The organism is Azomonas agilis (genome assembly GCF_007830255.1).
Taxonomy (GTDB): domain Bacteria; phylum Pseudomonadota; class Gammaproteobacteria; order Pseudomonadales; family Pseudomonadaceae; genus Azomonas; species Azomonas agilis.
Genome location: NZ_VLKG01000001.1, coordinates 418,432 through 431,912, shown reverse-complemented (window position 1 = coordinate 431,912; position 13,481 = coordinate 418,432). Strand labels below are relative to the sequence as shown.

Here is a 13,481-nt window from a genome sequence, read left to right as displayed (position 1 = left end):
GGAGTATTAGAATGCGTTCATGGTTTAATCGACTGACTAACAAAGAACAACCCTCTGTAGAGCCTACTCAGGCAAAAAACACCCAGGGCATCTATGCGCGTTTTCACATCCAGTATCCGGGTTTTGAACTTAAGGTTGATTTAGACCTTCCAGGGCATGGAGTAACTGCCTTATTTGGCCACTCGGGTTCGGGTAAAACCACCTGCCTGCGCTGTATTGCGGGCTTAGAGCAGGCTGATATTGGTTATCTTGAGGTCAATGGTGAGCTGTGGCAGGACACACAAGCCGGGGTTTTTATTCCTACCCATAAACGCTCCCTCGGTTATGTGTTTCAAGAGGCCAGCTTATTTCCGCATCTGAGCGTGCGCGGTAATTTGGCATATGGTCGTAAGCGCATTGATCGCACCCAGCGCACCTCTTGGGATCACATTCTAGATTTGCTGGGCATTGGGCATTTGTTAGATCGTATGCCGGATCGTCTCTCGGGAGGCGAGCGCCAGCGAGTGGGTATTGCTCGGGCTTTAGTTACCAATCCTCGGTTGTTGCTGATGGATGAGCCTCTGGCGGCACTAGACCTCAAACGTAAAGGGGAGATTCTTCCCTATTTAGAGCGCTTGAATCAGGAGCTAGATATCCCAGTGCTCTACATCAGCCATTCCCCAGATGAAGTAGCACGTTTGGCCGATCATGTCGTATTGCTTGATCAAGGACAGGTGATTGCGCAAGGCGGGTTGCAAGAGACGATGGCACGTTTGGACTTGCCCGCCGTGTTTACCGAACACACAGGCGTGGTGATTGAGGCCCGCGTTGCTGAACATGATGACGAGTACCATTTAACGCGGTTGGACTTTGTGGGAGGCTCTGTGTTAGTGACAGAACGACCAGAACCTCTAGGGCAAAGGTTACGCTTTCGGGTAGATGCGCGGGATGTCAGTCTGAGCCATCACCGAGTAGAAGGCACTAGCGTGATGAATATACTACCTGTGCGGATTATGGATATCGCCACGGCGGATACGCCGGCCCATGTGTTGGTGCGTTTGGATGTCGGTGGCAGTATTTTTATTGCCCGTATTACTCGTCGGTCATGCGACCAATTGGGTATTGCTCAAGGAATGGATATGTGGGCTCAGATTAAGGCTGTGGCTTTACTGGTTTAAAGACCCTAGCATCCCTCCAAATAAGGCCTCAATAGCGTCTGTTTGTTAAGAATGATTTGCTATAGGTGCGTATATGCAAATAGCGAAAGGGACTTAGTAAACAGACTCTTTTTTAAGTTTTTGTATCAGTCGTATTTCGGATTTCTTTAAGTTGCACTGTTATCGTGCGCAAGCGCACCAGATGAGACTTTGAGCACAGAATATAACCCCTTTGGATGCAGCGGTTTTAGCGTGCTCGATGACCATTTAGACATCGCTTACAAAGAATGTATATTTTTTGCTTCAGAATGGAGCATTTATGCAGGTTTTCAAAAGAGCCAAACACTAAAAGTTACAATGGTGCGTAGCACAAAATCACAAATTGGAAGTTCTGTAAGTGCGACCATGCGTCACTGGCATGATCCATGTCAATTAAAGTCTGATATTTCTGCTACGAACTGTGATTGGCGCTACAAGTCTGGAGCAGTCGATATGTTGAAGCCCAACTCCCCCTGGCGGATCCCCTTAGTTCGAGAACTCACCATTATCTTGGCGATCAAGCTCAGCATCCTGATCGGTATCAAGGCGATATGGTTCACTGAACCTGTCGTACCTGAAGATGGTGCAGGGCGAGTTAGCGAACGGCTGTTCGGGACTAGCGAGCCGCCAGTGCAGAACCTGCGTGTAAATGATGAGGAACCCCCGAAATGATCTCGGAAGCAGTAGTAGATTTATCGCGACTTCAGTTCGCGATGACCGCGCTGTACCATTTTTTGTTCGTACCCCTTACCCTGGGTATGACCTTTATCCTTGCCATCATGGAGTCGGTCTACGTTATGACCGGCAAACAGGTGTACAAGGATATGGTCAAGTTCTGGGGTAAGTTGTTCGGTATCAACTTCGCTCTGGGTGTGACCACAGGTCTAACCATGGAGTTCCAGTTTGGTACCAACTGGGCCTACTACTCTCACTACGTTGGCGACATCTTCGGTGCCCCGCTGGCGATTGAGGGCCTGATGGCGTTCATGCTGGAGTCCACCTTCATCGGTCTGTTCTTCTTTGGTTGGGATCGCCTGACCAAGCTGCAACACTTGACCGTGACTTGGTTGGTTGCTCTGGGTTCTAACCTGTCCGCTTTGTGGATTCTGGTCGCTAACGGCTGGATGCAACATCCGGTTGGCGCTGAGTTCAACTTTGAAACCATGCGGATGGAGCTGGTGGACTTCGGTGCCCTGATCTTCAACCCTGTGGCTCAAGTGAAGTTTGTTCACACGGTAGCTTCTGGCTATGTGACTGGCGCAATCTTCGTTCTGGCCATTTCCAGCTACTACCTGCTGAAAAAGCGCGATCTTGGCTTTGCTCGTCGTTCCTTCGCCATTGCTGCTGGTTTTGGCATGGCTTCTGTTCTGGCTGTCATCCTGCTGGGTGACGAGTCTGGCTACGAAGTGGGTGAAGTTCAGCGTGTTAAACTGGCTGCTATCGAGTCTGAGTGGGAAACTCATCCTGCTCCTGCTAGCTTTACTTTGTTCGGCTTCCCGAATGAAGAAGAGCAACGCACAGACTTCGCGATTAAGATCCCCTTCGCTTTGGGTCTGATTGCTACGCGTTCTATTGATGAAAAAGTGATGGGTCTGAAAGATCTGATCGCTGAAAATGAAGGACGTATTCGTCAGGGTATGATCGCTTATGGCCTGCTGGAGAAAATCCGTGCTGGTGACAAGAGCGTTCAAACCATTGCCGAGTTCAACAAGGTTAAAGTTGATCTGGGCTATGGTCTGCTGCTGAAGAAATACACGCCTGCTGTAGTTGATGCGACTGAAGAGCAAATCAAACAAGCCGCTAAAGATACCATTCCGCATGTCGCTAGCCTGTTCTGGACGTTCCGGATCATGGTGGTTTGTGGTCTGCTGATGCTGGGTCTGTTCGCGTGCGCTTTCTACTTCACCCTGAAAAACACCTACGAAAGCAAGCCTTGGCTGCTCAAGTGGGCTCTGTACAGCTTGCCGCTGCCTTGGATCGCCACTCAAACAGGCTGGTTCGTAGCTGAGCACGGTCGTCAGCCTTGGACAGTGGGTGAGGTTCTGCCTACTTATCTGTCGGCTTCTAGCCTGTCTACCGCAGATGTTTGGGGTTCGTTGATTGCTTTGATCGGCTTTTACACCGTGTTGCTGGTTATCGAGATGTACCTGATGATCCGCTTCTCGCGTCTTGGCCCATCAAGTTTACACACAGGTCGTTACCACTTCGAGCGTGATGCCGCTGCTACCCACTAAGTGGTTGGCGAGCGCCTGAGGAATACTGTTATGTTTGATTATGAAACATTAAAAATCATCTGGTGGGTACTGGTTGGCGTACTGCTGATTGGTTTAGCGCTCACTGATGGCTTCGACATGGGTGCTATGGCTCTGATGCCCTTTGTCGGTAAAACCGATAATGAGCGTCGTATCACCATTAATACCATTGCGCCCCACTGGGATGGCAACCAAGTTTGGTTGATCACCGCAGGTGGTGCCTTCTTTGCTGCGTGGCCGATGGTGTATGCTGCGGCGTTCTCCGGCATGTACTGGGCTCTGCTGTTGGTGCTCTTTGGTCTGTTCTTCCGTCCGGTAGGTTTTGACTACCGCAGCAAGATCGAAAACCGCACCTGGCGTAATGCTTGGGACTGGGCGCTGTTTGTAGGTGGTGCTCTGCCTGCTCTGTTGTTCGGTGTAGCCTTCGGTAACCTGTTCTTAGGTTTGCCGTTCCGCCTAGACGAAACCCTGCGTATGCACTACGAAGGTTCGTTCTTCGGTTTGCTGCATCCCTTTGCTCTGCTGGGTGGTGTTGTAAGTCTGTCCATGCTGTGCGCCCACGGCGGTACTTGGCTGATGCTGCGTACTGAGGGCGAGTTGTACGAGCGTTGCCGCAATGCAGCCCGTTTGTGCACCCTAGTCTTTTTAGGTAGCTTCGTACTGGCTGGCCTGTGGCTGATCGTTGGTATTGATGGCCTGAGCTTAGTGGGCAACTTCGATCCAGATGCGGTTTTAAACCCTCTGGTTAAAGAAGTGGTACAGGATAACAGCGGTTGGTTAGCTAACTATGCTCGTTACCCCATTACCATTTTGGCTCCTCTGGCGGGTATTGCCGGTGGTGTGCTGGCTCTGCGCTCAACTCAAAGTGGTAAGAGCCTTCAGGCTTTCTTGGGTACTAGCTTGGCTATCGTGGGTGCTATTTGCACTGCCGGCTTTGCTCTGTTCCCCTTCGTGTTCCCATCCTCCATTGATTTGACCTCTAGCATGACTATGTGGGATGCGGTTTCCAGCGAGAAAAGTCTGGGTGTAATGACCATTGCAGCCATCATTTGGTTGCCAATCATCTTCGCATACACCTACTGGTGCTACTCGCGGATGTGGGGCACGCTGACCAACAAGACTATCGAGGACAACTCGCACGGTCTGTATTGATCGGTGGCGGATGCAAAGCGTAAGGGCTTTGCATCCCTGCCTCTGTTGGCTTTAACCATTGCCCTTTAGTGGGTAAAGAGGAAGAGAATATGTGGTATTTCACTTGGGTTCTCGGCATTCTGCTGGCTTGCAGCTTCGGTATCATCCTGGCGCTGCGTATGGAAACCCTCGGTTTGTTTGACGAGGAGTAACTTTGGATGAATATGATCGATGTCCAATTTCTGAAAACCCGTTGGAGTCGTGTGCTTTCGGTATTGCTTGCAACACCTCTGTCACTGATTTTTTTGATCCATCCAGCATTGATGTTGGATTCAGAAGGAAAGTACAGTCATGGTCAATTGATGCTGGTAATGCTTGGCATATCCGCAGGTGTTATTCATGGGGTTGGCTTCGATCCCCGTGGCCTATTTTGGCGCGTGGTATTTCATCCCATACTGGGTTGGCTATTGATGGGAATGGGCTATGTGGTATTGGTTCAGGCCCAAGCTAGCTAACCTCAGTTAGCCTTGTGCTGGTTTACAAACCCTTGCTTCAGTATTGAGGCAAGGGTTTCTGTTTTTAGGGGAGGGATTTTATGGATTCTGTAACCGTCTTAGCCCAGCAATTGGGTGATCGATTGACTGCCCTTAAAGCCCAGATTGCCGTGGCAGAATCCTGTACTGGTGGTGGAGTTGCTGAGGCCATTACACGTATAGCCGGAAGTTCTGCGTGGTTTGAAGCGGCCTGTATTACCTATTCCAATGCCCAAAAGGTAAAACTACTGGGAGTATCTTCGCAGTTATTAATAGAGCGGGGCGCAGTGAGTGCAGCCGTTGCAGTGGCTATGGCTCAGGGAATACAGCATAGGGCAGTGGCCCGCTTTGCCGTGGCTACTACGGGAATCGCAGGCCCAACCGGAGCTTTGCCGGATTTACCCGTGGGCAGTGTGTGGATTGCTTGGGTTTTGGATGACCAGTCTTATGTGCGCCTCTTCTGTTTTGAAGGAGATCGCCAAGCGGTGCGTCAACAGGCTGTTGAGGCTGCTCTGGAGGGTATCATTGCTTTATGCGACGCTTTGCCCCCATCGGGCAGTCAGCGATTTCTGGGCGAGATGGTCTAAGCCACTATAATCAAGCATCGCCTTCAACCCTGTACTGTGCTCTAATACTGTACTTATATACAGTGCTTTTAAGCTCCCATGCTCTTGAGGATGTTAAATGGACGAAAACAAAAAGCGTGCCTTGGCTGCAGCCTTAACTCAAATTGAACGCCAATTTGGTAAGGGCGCGGTGATGCGCATGGGTGATCATGAGCGGCAAGCTATTCCTTCCATTTCAACAGGTTCCTTAGGTTTAGATATTGCGCTGGGTATCGGTGGATTACCCAAGGGGCGTATCGTTGAAATTTATGGGCCGGAGTCATCAGGTAAAACCACACTGACGCTTTCTGTGATTGCCGAGGCCCAAAAACAGGGTGCTACCTGTGCCTTTGTGGATGCTGAGCACGCTTTAGATCCCGACTATGCAGGTAAGTTAGGGGTTAATGTCGACGATCTGCTGGTATCTCAGCCCGATACAGGTGAGCAAGCCTTAGAGATTACCGATATGTTGGTGCGCTCTAATGCAGTGGACGTGATCATTGTTGACTCCGTAGCAGCTCTAGTGCCCAAAGCCGAAATTGAAGGTGAAATGGGGGATACCCATGTGGGCTTACAAGCGCGTTTGATGTCCCAAGCGCTGCGTAAGATCACTGGTAACATTAAGAATGCCAACTGCTTGGTAATCTTCATCAACCAAATTCGGATGAAGATTGGTGTGATGTTCGGCAATCCAGAAACCACTACCGGCGGTAATGCGCTTAAGTTCTACGCCTCAGTACGCTTGGATATTCGCCGCACGGGCGCGGTGAAAGAGGGCGAAGAAATTGTAGGCAGCGAAACTCGAATCAAAGTGGTTAAAAATAAAGTCGCGCCCCCATTCCGGCAAGCCGAGTTCCAAATTTTGTACGGCAAAGGCATTTACCGCAATGGCGAGATTATTGATTTAGGCGTACAGCAAAACCTGATTGAGAAAGCTGGAGCTTGGTACAGCTATCAGGGCACTAAAATTGGTCAGGGTAAAGCCAATGCAGCGCGCTATTTGGAGGAGAATCCAGAGGTCGCTCAAGGTATTGAGCAGCAAATTCGTCAACAACTGATGGCGGTAGGGGCTACTAAAGCCAGCATACAGACTGACGAAGACTTAGCCGATGCTGACGGATCAGTCGATTACTGATACTGAGGATGCAAAACCGCAGATTCAAGGCCTAGCCTTGAGTCTGTTGGCGCGCCGTGAACATAGCCGTACAGAGCTAAAGCGTAAGCTGGCCCGGCGGGGTTTTGAGGGGTCGTCCATTGAGGCTGTGCTGGATCAGTTGGCGGCTCAGGGTTGGTTAAGTGATGCGCGGTACGTCGAAATTCAGCTACGCAAGCGGGCTCAAGCCGGTTATGGGCCTATGCGTATCCGCGAAGAGTTGCTGCAACAGGGTATTCCAAAGTCTGAAGTGGAGCAGGCGTTAAAGAACGCTGCTTGTGATTGGTTTGAGCTCTTGCAGCAGGTGTGGCAAGCCAAATTTTCGGGTCAGTTACCCGCCACAGACTCTGAGCGGGCTCGTCAGATGCGGTTTTTGACCTATCGAGGCTTTGCAGTTTCCGAAGTATTGCGCTTGTGGCATTCCAGTCAGCGCTGAAACGAGGACGGGCCTTGAGTTTTTACCCAAAGCCCTTGATGGATTAGGCCCAGTGTTCTGGGTGATTGATACAGTCAATTAATGCGCGTAGCCGTCCGTGGTGTCTACCATTAAAGGCAAAGCTTAGGCGGGTGAGGTGTTGCAGTTCAGGTTCATCATCAAGCTCCATAGGACAACAGGGAGTCTGCTCAAAGGCTCCGTGGTGGCACAAATCCCGATACTCGTGGTTTAAATACTCCAGTGTGGCTTCAGACAGTTTATGTTGTAGCCGGATTACAAAACGCTCGTCTAACCAGCGGCTGGAGTGGAAGTTGGTGTAGAAACTGGTGATATCCGACACGACTTCTTCCACGCTGTGGGCTTGGCGCATCAGGTGTAAGTCACTGGAGGATATGTACTGCTGATCCTTCATGTGCTGCTCCATAAAGCGCAGTAAATCCGTCCAATAACATCCACCAGGTTCATCTAATAAAATAATAGGCACAATGGGGCTCTTACCCGTTTGTACTAAAGTTAGAACCTCTAGGGCTTCGTCTAGGGTTCCAAACCCACCGGGACAGAGCACCAAGGCATCGGCCTCTTTCACAAAAAATAGTTTGCGGATAAAGAAGAAGTGAAAGGTCAGCAGGTTATCGGTTCCTGCCACAATAGGGTTTGCTTGCTGTTCATAGGGCAAGATGATGTTCAGCCCTAAACTGTACTCCAATCCTGCACCCTCATGGGCGGCTTCCATAATTCCTTTTCCTGCGCCTGTCATAACCATTAAATCTTGATGGGCAAGGGCGGCTCCTAACGCTTTAGCTTGGGCATATAGAGGGTGATCTTTAGGTGCGCGGGATGAGCCAAAAACGGTGACTTTACGCCGTCGTTTGAAGCGATCTAAGTGGTGGAAGGCGCGCTCCATTTCGTGAATGGTTTGCAGCAAAATTTTGGCATCCCAGCGGCTATGATCGGTTTGTGCCATGCGGATGATGGTCATCAGCATATCTCGATACAAGGCACTATTAGGGTTACCTTCTGGTAGGGCTTGGTGCAGCAGCTCATCAAGAGTTTGCGCTAAGCGAGAGCCACTGATTTGGACGTGACGCGATAGATAATGATCATTAAAGGGCATGCTGTCCTCCTAACCCTTGGGGTAACAGGGTACGAATTCAGCGTTATACAGCGATGTGCTGTCCTTTGAGCAGAAAATAGCTACAGATTCCAATTCCAGAGATTGCTGTAACACCTGTATTGATGAGTTTAGATCCTCAGTGAACACTCCTAAAGAAGAAAGCGGAGGTGCGCTTAGTCTGTAAACCTAGTGCCCAATAGCACTCCGAAAAACCTTGGAGTGCCGCGTGGAGAGGGGAGTGAGATTAAGCTGGAGTATTGGCTTTAGGCTTGAAGTACAAAATCTGTCCTCGGCTGAGCCCTTTGAGGCTGGCATGATCTTTAATCACTTCCGCCTCAATAAACTCGTCTTGGGAGTCTAACTTGAGCGTAATGCGGGTCACTGCACCCAGCGGACGAATATCCCGTACCTCTGCCGGACGAAAATCATTTTCGGCTTGACGCGCTAAAGCCACCTCATGGGGACGGAACAGAATGTGCTCATCGCCTTGCTTCAAGTGGTTGGAGTCCCCTAAGAAGTGATACACGAAGTCGCTGGCGGGATTTTCATACACTTCGCCGGGTGAGCCAATTTGTTCTACCACACCTTTGTTCATCACTACGATGCGGTCAGCGACCTCCATAGCTTCTTCTTGATCGTGGGTTACAAACACTGAGGTTAGGTGTACTTCCTCATGCAGGCGCGCTAACCAACGGCGTAGCTCTTTGCGTACCTTGGCATCTAAGGCTCCAAAAGGCTCATCCAGCAGCAGGACTTTAGGTTCTACGGCCAAGGCGCGGGCAAGAGCGATCCGCTGGCGCTGGCCACCGGAAAGCTGTTCTGGGTAACGGTCGGCCAGCCAATCCAACTGCACGAGATTCAGCAGCTCATGCACTTTGTCGGCGATGACTTTTTCGCTAGGCCGCTGGCTTTTTGGCTTCATACGCAGGCCGAAGGCGACATTATCAAACACGCTCATGTGCCGAAATAAGGCGTAATGTTGGAATACAAAGCCTACGTTACGCTCGCGCACTTCGCGGCTGGAAACGTCTTCGCCGTGAAATAAGATTGAGCCGGTGTCTGGGGTTTCCAGTCCAGCGATAATGCGCAATAAGGTGGTTTTGCCACAACCGGAAGGGCCAAGAAGGGCCACTAGCTCACCACTTTGAATCTTAAGGTCGATGTTTTTAAGGGCCTGAAAGCTGCCAAAGTGTTTGTTGACCTGAGAAACTTCGATGCTCATGGCTTACTCCTCCGCGCTGTTGTGGCGTTGGCGGTTGATTCGAGATTCGCTCCACTGCTTGAGCAGCAAGATAAACAGCGCCATGACCAGCAGTAGGCTGGCAACGCTGAAGGCAGCGACGTGGTTATATTCGTTATAGAGAATTTCTACATGCAGAGGTAGGGTATTGGTCAAGCCACGAATATGGCCGGATACTACGGACACAGCACCAAACTCGCCCATTGCCCGTGCGGTACAGAGCACCACCCCGTAAATCAAACCCCATTTGATGTTGGGTAGGGTAACGTGCCAGAACATTTGCCAGCCGCTAGCTCCCAGTAAACGAGCGGCTTCTTCTTCTTGAGTGCCTTGCTCTTGCATCAAGGGAATCAGCTCGCGGGCTACAAAGGGAACGGTAACGAATAGGGTGGCCAGCACAATACCCGGCACGGCAAAGATGATTTGCAGATCACGATCCAACAACCAAGGCCCAAACCAGCCTTGAGCGCCAAACATCAGCACATAGATTAAACCGGCGATAACAGGGGATACGGAGAATGGCAGGTCAATTAGAGTAATCAGTAGGCTCTTACCTCGAAACTCGTATTTACTGACGCACCAAGCCGCTGCAACCCCAAACACTAGGTTCAGGGGAACCGAGATCCCCACAGCAATCAAAGTGAGTTGCATGGCGGCTAGGGCATCGGGCTCCAGCATGGCGCTGAAAAAAGTGCCAAAACCCAGCTTGAGCGCTTCACTCAGCACGACATATAAAGGCAATAGCAACAACAGGCCGAAGGCCAACCAAGCACTTAAAATCAGCAAGCGTTGCCCTAGGGGACGACCTTGGCTCTTACTAAGGCTAAAGGGGGCCGAACTGCTTAAGGATGACGACATAAAGGCCTCCCTAGGGGGTAGCGATGCGACGCTGTAGAAGGTTAATCAGCAGCAGTAAGATAAAAGACACCACCAGCATCAGTACACCAATGGCGGTAGCGCCCGTGTAATCGTACTGATCCAGCTTCACCATAATCAGCAGGGGTAGAATTTCCGTTTTCATCGGCATGTTGCCGGCGATGAAAATTACCGAGCCATATTCACCCACGCCCCGCGCAAACGCCAGCGCAAAGCCGGTCAACCAAGCCGGTAATAGGGCTGGCAGCAGTACATAACGGAAGCTTTGCCAAGGATTAGCTCCTAAGCAGGCGGCAGCCTCTTCCACTTCGCGGGGAATATCGGCCAATACGGGTTGTAGGGTGCGTACTACAAAGGGCAGGGTTACAAAGGTTAAAGCCAGACTGATCCCCAAAGGGGTGTAAGCGATTTTAAACCCAAGATCGGTAGCCCATTGTCCGATGAGTCCGCTGGGCGCGTAGAGTGCAGTCAAGGCAATCCCTGCAACGGCAGTGGGCAGTGCAAAGGGTAGGTCAATCATGGCTTCCATAATCTTGCGCCCCGGAAAGGTGTAGCGCACCAGCACCCAAGCTAAGAGGGTACCGACGACACCATTAATTAAGGCGGCGGCTAAGGCTGTACCAAAGCTTAGTTGCAGTGCTGCTAGGACGCGGGTATCGGTAATGACCGCAATAAACTCGCTCCAAGAGAGGGCGGTGGTTTTGAGAAACATAGCCCCCAGAGGAATCAGTACCAAGAGGCTCAGATAGAGCAGCGTGTAGCCCAGCGTCAGCCCGAAGCCGGGTATGACGGGGGAAGTGCGGCGAGACATAGCAATATTCCAAAGTAGGCGTTAGGGGTAAGCGACAAGCCCGCTTGCCGCTGGTGCTGGCAGTGGGCAAGTCGCTGCCTCTTTACTTGGCCCGATAGATCTGGTCGAAAATTCCACCATCACCAAAGAATTTGGGTTGGGCACTTTTCCAGCCGCCAAAGGCTCCGTCAATAGTCACAAGCTCTAAGGTGGGGAATTGTTTAGCAAATTCGGCTGCCACCTTAGCGTTGCGGGGGCGGTAGAAATTTTTGGCAGCGATACGCTGTCCTTCTTCACTGTACAAATAATTCAGGTAGGCTTCGGCCAGTTCGCGGGTACCTTTGCGGTCTACGTTCTTATCGACCACAGTGACCGGCGGTTCAGCCAGAATGGATAAGGAAGGCACTACAATTTGTAGGTTATCACCGCCTTCTTCTTTCAGAGCTAAGAAGGCTTCGTTCTCCCACGCCAAGAGTACATCGCCAATCTTGTTATTGACGAAGGTAATGGTTGAACCCCGAGCGCCGGTATCTAACACCGGAACTTGCTTATACAGTTGGGTTACGAAGGCTCGGGTTTTGGCCTCATCGTTGGCAAATTTTTTCTGGGCATAGGCCCACGCACCGAGGAAGTTCCAGCGTGCTCCGCCTGAGGTTTTAGGATTAGGCGTAATGACTTCTACGCCTGGCTTAACCAAATCGTCCCAGTCTTTAATGCCTTTGGGGTTGCCTTTGCGTACTAGAAATACAATGGTAGAGGTGTAGGGAGTACTGGCGTTCGGTAGGCGGCTTTGCCAATTTTCTGGGATCAGCTTACCGTTTTGATACAGGGCATCAATGTCGCTGGCTAGGGCTAATGTCACCACATCAGCTCGTAGCCCGTCGATCACGGAGCGCGCTTGTTTACCGGAGCCACCGTGGGATTGTTGAACTTTAACCGCTTCATGGCCTTTAGACTGCCAATAACGGTTAAAGGCTTGGTTGTACTCAACATAGAGCTCGCGGGTGGGGTCGTAGGACACATTCAGCAGCTCAGTGGCTGCGCTGGCAGGGAGTGATCCAACCATTAAGGCGCTGGTTAAGGCAGCCAAAGTGAAGCGGCGAAGGGACATACAAACTCCTATCTATTCTATTTATAAAAGATTTTTAGATACTTAGGTCGTTTTGCCTGCGCCGCTTTGAGCTTGCAGACGGAATTTTTCTTTACGCTCAATCTGCACCACTTGGCCGTTATGTACCGTGATTTCCACCGCCCCAAAACGAAGGTCTCGTAGAGCGGTTTGGATTTCGCGCAGGATAGAGCTTGGTTCGTGATTTGATTCCAGACTACGAATAGGGGTGGTCATAAAGCGGCTCCTTGGGTGACTGATCCAAGCTTTGGTGGCTGATGGAGATCATAAAGGCTTTTTGTTATTCTAAAAAATATTATTTATTTATTTTGTAATTCTTTTTTTGAATATATTAGATATATTTTTTATAAGTAAATAAGTTTTTATTTCTTAACGAGATAAGCTGGTTGGCATACACTAAGACTCACTTCATCCACGGCCATCTACGAGGATTGCTGTCATGTCCGGTCAAGCGATTCGCTATCTGATACTCCCCGGCTGGCAGGGTTCGCCTGCCGATCACTGGCAAAGCCATTGGCAGCGCTGTTTACCCAACGCTTGTCGTGTTGAGCAGCTAGATTGGGATTATCCCCAACGGCAGGATTGGGTGGATTGTTTAGAACAGAGCATCGCCTCTGAAGACAGGCCCACAGTCATTGTGGCCCACAGTCTGGGTTGCATTACCTTGACCCATTGGGCGGCTCAGGCTCCGGCATCCCTTGTAAGACGAATTCGAGGTGCCTTACTGGTTGCTCCTGCGGATGTAGAGCGCGCAGATTGCCCCGAGGCTTTGGTTAACTTTGCCCCCATTCCTCGGCAACCTCTGCCTTTTCCCAGTCTGCTGGTGGGGTCGGATAATGACCCAGCGGCCACGCCATTGCGCGCTTTAGAGCTAGCTCGTGACTGGGGGAGTGAAGCGGCTATTTTGGTGGGGGTTGGACACATCAATATTAAGTCGGGGCATTACCGCTGGGAACAAGGCTTTGCCTATCTGTACCGTTTGCAGAATTTGATTGAGCAGCAAGCCCGTCGTTGTGCTTAAACCTAAGGCCCACCTTATGAAGTGGG

Annotated in this window: 16 protein-coding genes; 10 read left to right on the top strand and 6 right to left on the bottom strand. The window is 50.7% G+C overall.

The window, feature by feature from the left end; genetic code table 11:
• Positions 1 to 11: 11 nt before the first annotated feature.
• The 9 genes from modC to LX59_RS01945 all read left to right on the top strand — a co-directional run bounded on the left by modC (position 12) and on the right by LX59_RS01945 (position 7,285).
• Positions 12 to 1,157, top strand: coding sequence for a molybdenum ABC transporter ATP-binding protein (gene modC / locus LX59_RS01985; RefSeq protein ID WP_144570155.1), 1,146 nt, complete (start codon positions 12 to 14; stop codon positions 1,155 to 1,157).
• A 189-nt stretch (positions 1,158 to 1,346) separates the two neighbouring features.
• A complete protein-coding gene (gene cydP / locus LX59_RS15830; RefSeq protein WP_246118650.1) occupies positions 1,347 to 1,847 on the top strand; it encodes a cytochrome oxidase putative small subunit CydP in 501 nt (166 codons plus the stop codon).
• Positions 1,844 to 3,409 carry a cytochrome ubiquinol oxidase subunit I gene (locus tag LX59_RS01975; protein WP_144570154.1) on the top strand — a complete coding sequence of 522 codons (1,566 nt, stop codon included), beginning with the start codon at positions 1,844 to 1,846 and terminating at the stop codon, positions 3,407 to 3,409. The genes cydP and LX59_RS01975 overlap by 4 nt, the downstream gene beginning before the upstream one ends.
• A 30-nt stretch (positions 3,410 to 3,439) precedes the next feature.
• On the top strand, positions 3,440 to 4,579 hold the full coding sequence (gene cydB / locus LX59_RS01970) for a cytochrome d ubiquinol oxidase subunit II (RefSeq protein ID WP_144570153.1): 1,140 nt from the start codon (positions 3,440 to 3,442) through the stop codon (positions 4,577 to 4,579).
• Between the two features lie 89 nt (positions 4,580 to 4,668).
• Positions 4,669 to 4,770 carry a cytochrome bd-I oxidase subunit CydX gene (gene cydX, locus LX59_RS01965; protein ID WP_144570152.1) on the top strand — a complete coding sequence of 34 codons (102 nt, stop codon included), beginning with the start codon at positions 4,669 to 4,671 and terminating at the stop codon, positions 4,768 to 4,770.
• Between the two features lie 6 nt (positions 4,771 to 4,776).
• Complete coding sequence (locus LX59_RS01960) at positions 4,777 to 5,073, top strand: cyd operon YbgE family protein (protein WP_144570151.1); 297 nt, start codon at positions 4,777 to 4,779, stop codon at positions 5,071 to 5,073.
• Between the two features lie 80 nt (positions 5,074 to 5,153).
• A complete protein-coding gene (locus LX59_RS01955; RefSeq protein ID WP_144570150.1) occupies positions 5,154 to 5,678 on the top strand; it encodes a CinA family protein in 525 nt (174 codons plus the stop codon).
• Positions 5,679 to 5,775: 97 nt separating this feature from the next.
• On the top strand, positions 5,776 to 6,831 hold the full coding sequence (recA, locus tag LX59_RS01950) for a recombinase RecA (protein WP_144570149.1): 1,056 nt from the start codon (positions 5,776 to 5,778) through the stop codon (positions 6,829 to 6,831).
• A complete protein-coding gene (locus LX59_RS01945; RefSeq protein ID WP_144570148.1) occupies positions 6,806 to 7,285 on the top strand; it encodes a regulatory protein RecX in 480 nt (159 codons plus the stop codon). Before recA ends, LX59_RS01945 begins: the two co-directional genes overlap by 26 nt.
• Before the next feature lie 43 nt (positions 7,286 to 7,328).
• On the opposite strand, the gene LX59_RS01940 is transcribed toward LX59_RS01945, so the two are convergent.
• The 6 genes from LX59_RS01940 to oscA all read right to left on the bottom strand — a co-directional run bounded on the left by LX59_RS01940 (position 7,329) and on the right by oscA (position 12,650).
• On the bottom strand, positions 7,329 to 8,399 hold the full coding sequence (locus LX59_RS01940; protein ID WP_144570147.1) for an LOG family protein: 1,071 nt from the start codon (positions 8,397 to 8,399) through the stop codon (positions 7,329 to 7,331).
• 244 nt (positions 8,400 to 8,643) lie between these two features.
• Entirely contained in the window at positions 8,644 to 9,621 is a 978-nt protein-coding gene (locus tag LX59_RS01935; RefSeq protein WP_144570146.1) for a sulfate/molybdate ABC transporter ATP-binding protein, read from the bottom strand.
• A gap of 3 nt (positions 9,622 to 9,624) precedes the next feature.
• Positions 9,625 to 10,497, bottom strand: a complete 873-nt coding sequence (cysW, locus tag LX59_RS01930; protein ID WP_144570145.1) for a sulfate ABC transporter permease subunit CysW — start codon at positions 10,495 to 10,497, stop codon at positions 9,625 to 9,627.
• 10 nt (positions 10,498 to 10,507) lie between these two features.
• Positions 10,508 to 11,326 (bottom strand): sulfate ABC transporter permease subunit CysT, encoded by an 819-nt coding sequence (cysT, locus tag LX59_RS01925; RefSeq protein WP_144570144.1) that lies wholly within the window; start codon positions 11,324 to 11,326, stop codon positions 10,508 to 10,510.
• A gap of 82 nt (positions 11,327 to 11,408) precedes the next feature.
• On the bottom strand, positions 11,409 to 12,416 hold the full coding sequence (locus LX59_RS01920; protein ID WP_144570143.1) for a sulfate ABC transporter substrate-binding protein: 1,008 nt from the start codon (positions 12,414 to 12,416) through the stop codon (positions 11,409 to 11,411).
• A 42-nt stretch (positions 12,417 to 12,458) separates the two neighbouring features.
• Complete coding sequence (gene oscA / locus LX59_RS01915; RefSeq protein WP_144570142.1) at positions 12,459 to 12,650, bottom strand: sulfur starvation response protein OscA; 192 nt, start codon at positions 12,648 to 12,650, stop codon at positions 12,459 to 12,461.
• Between the two features lie 223 nt (positions 12,651 to 12,873).
• On the opposite strand from oscA, the gene LX59_RS01910 reads away from it, so the two are divergent.
• Positions 12,874 to 13,455, top strand: coding sequence for an RBBP9/YdeN family alpha/beta hydrolase (locus LX59_RS01910; protein WP_144570141.1), 582 nt, complete (start codon positions 12,874 to 12,876; stop codon positions 13,453 to 13,455).
• The last annotated feature ends 26 nt before the right edge of the window (positions 13,456 to 13,481 follow it).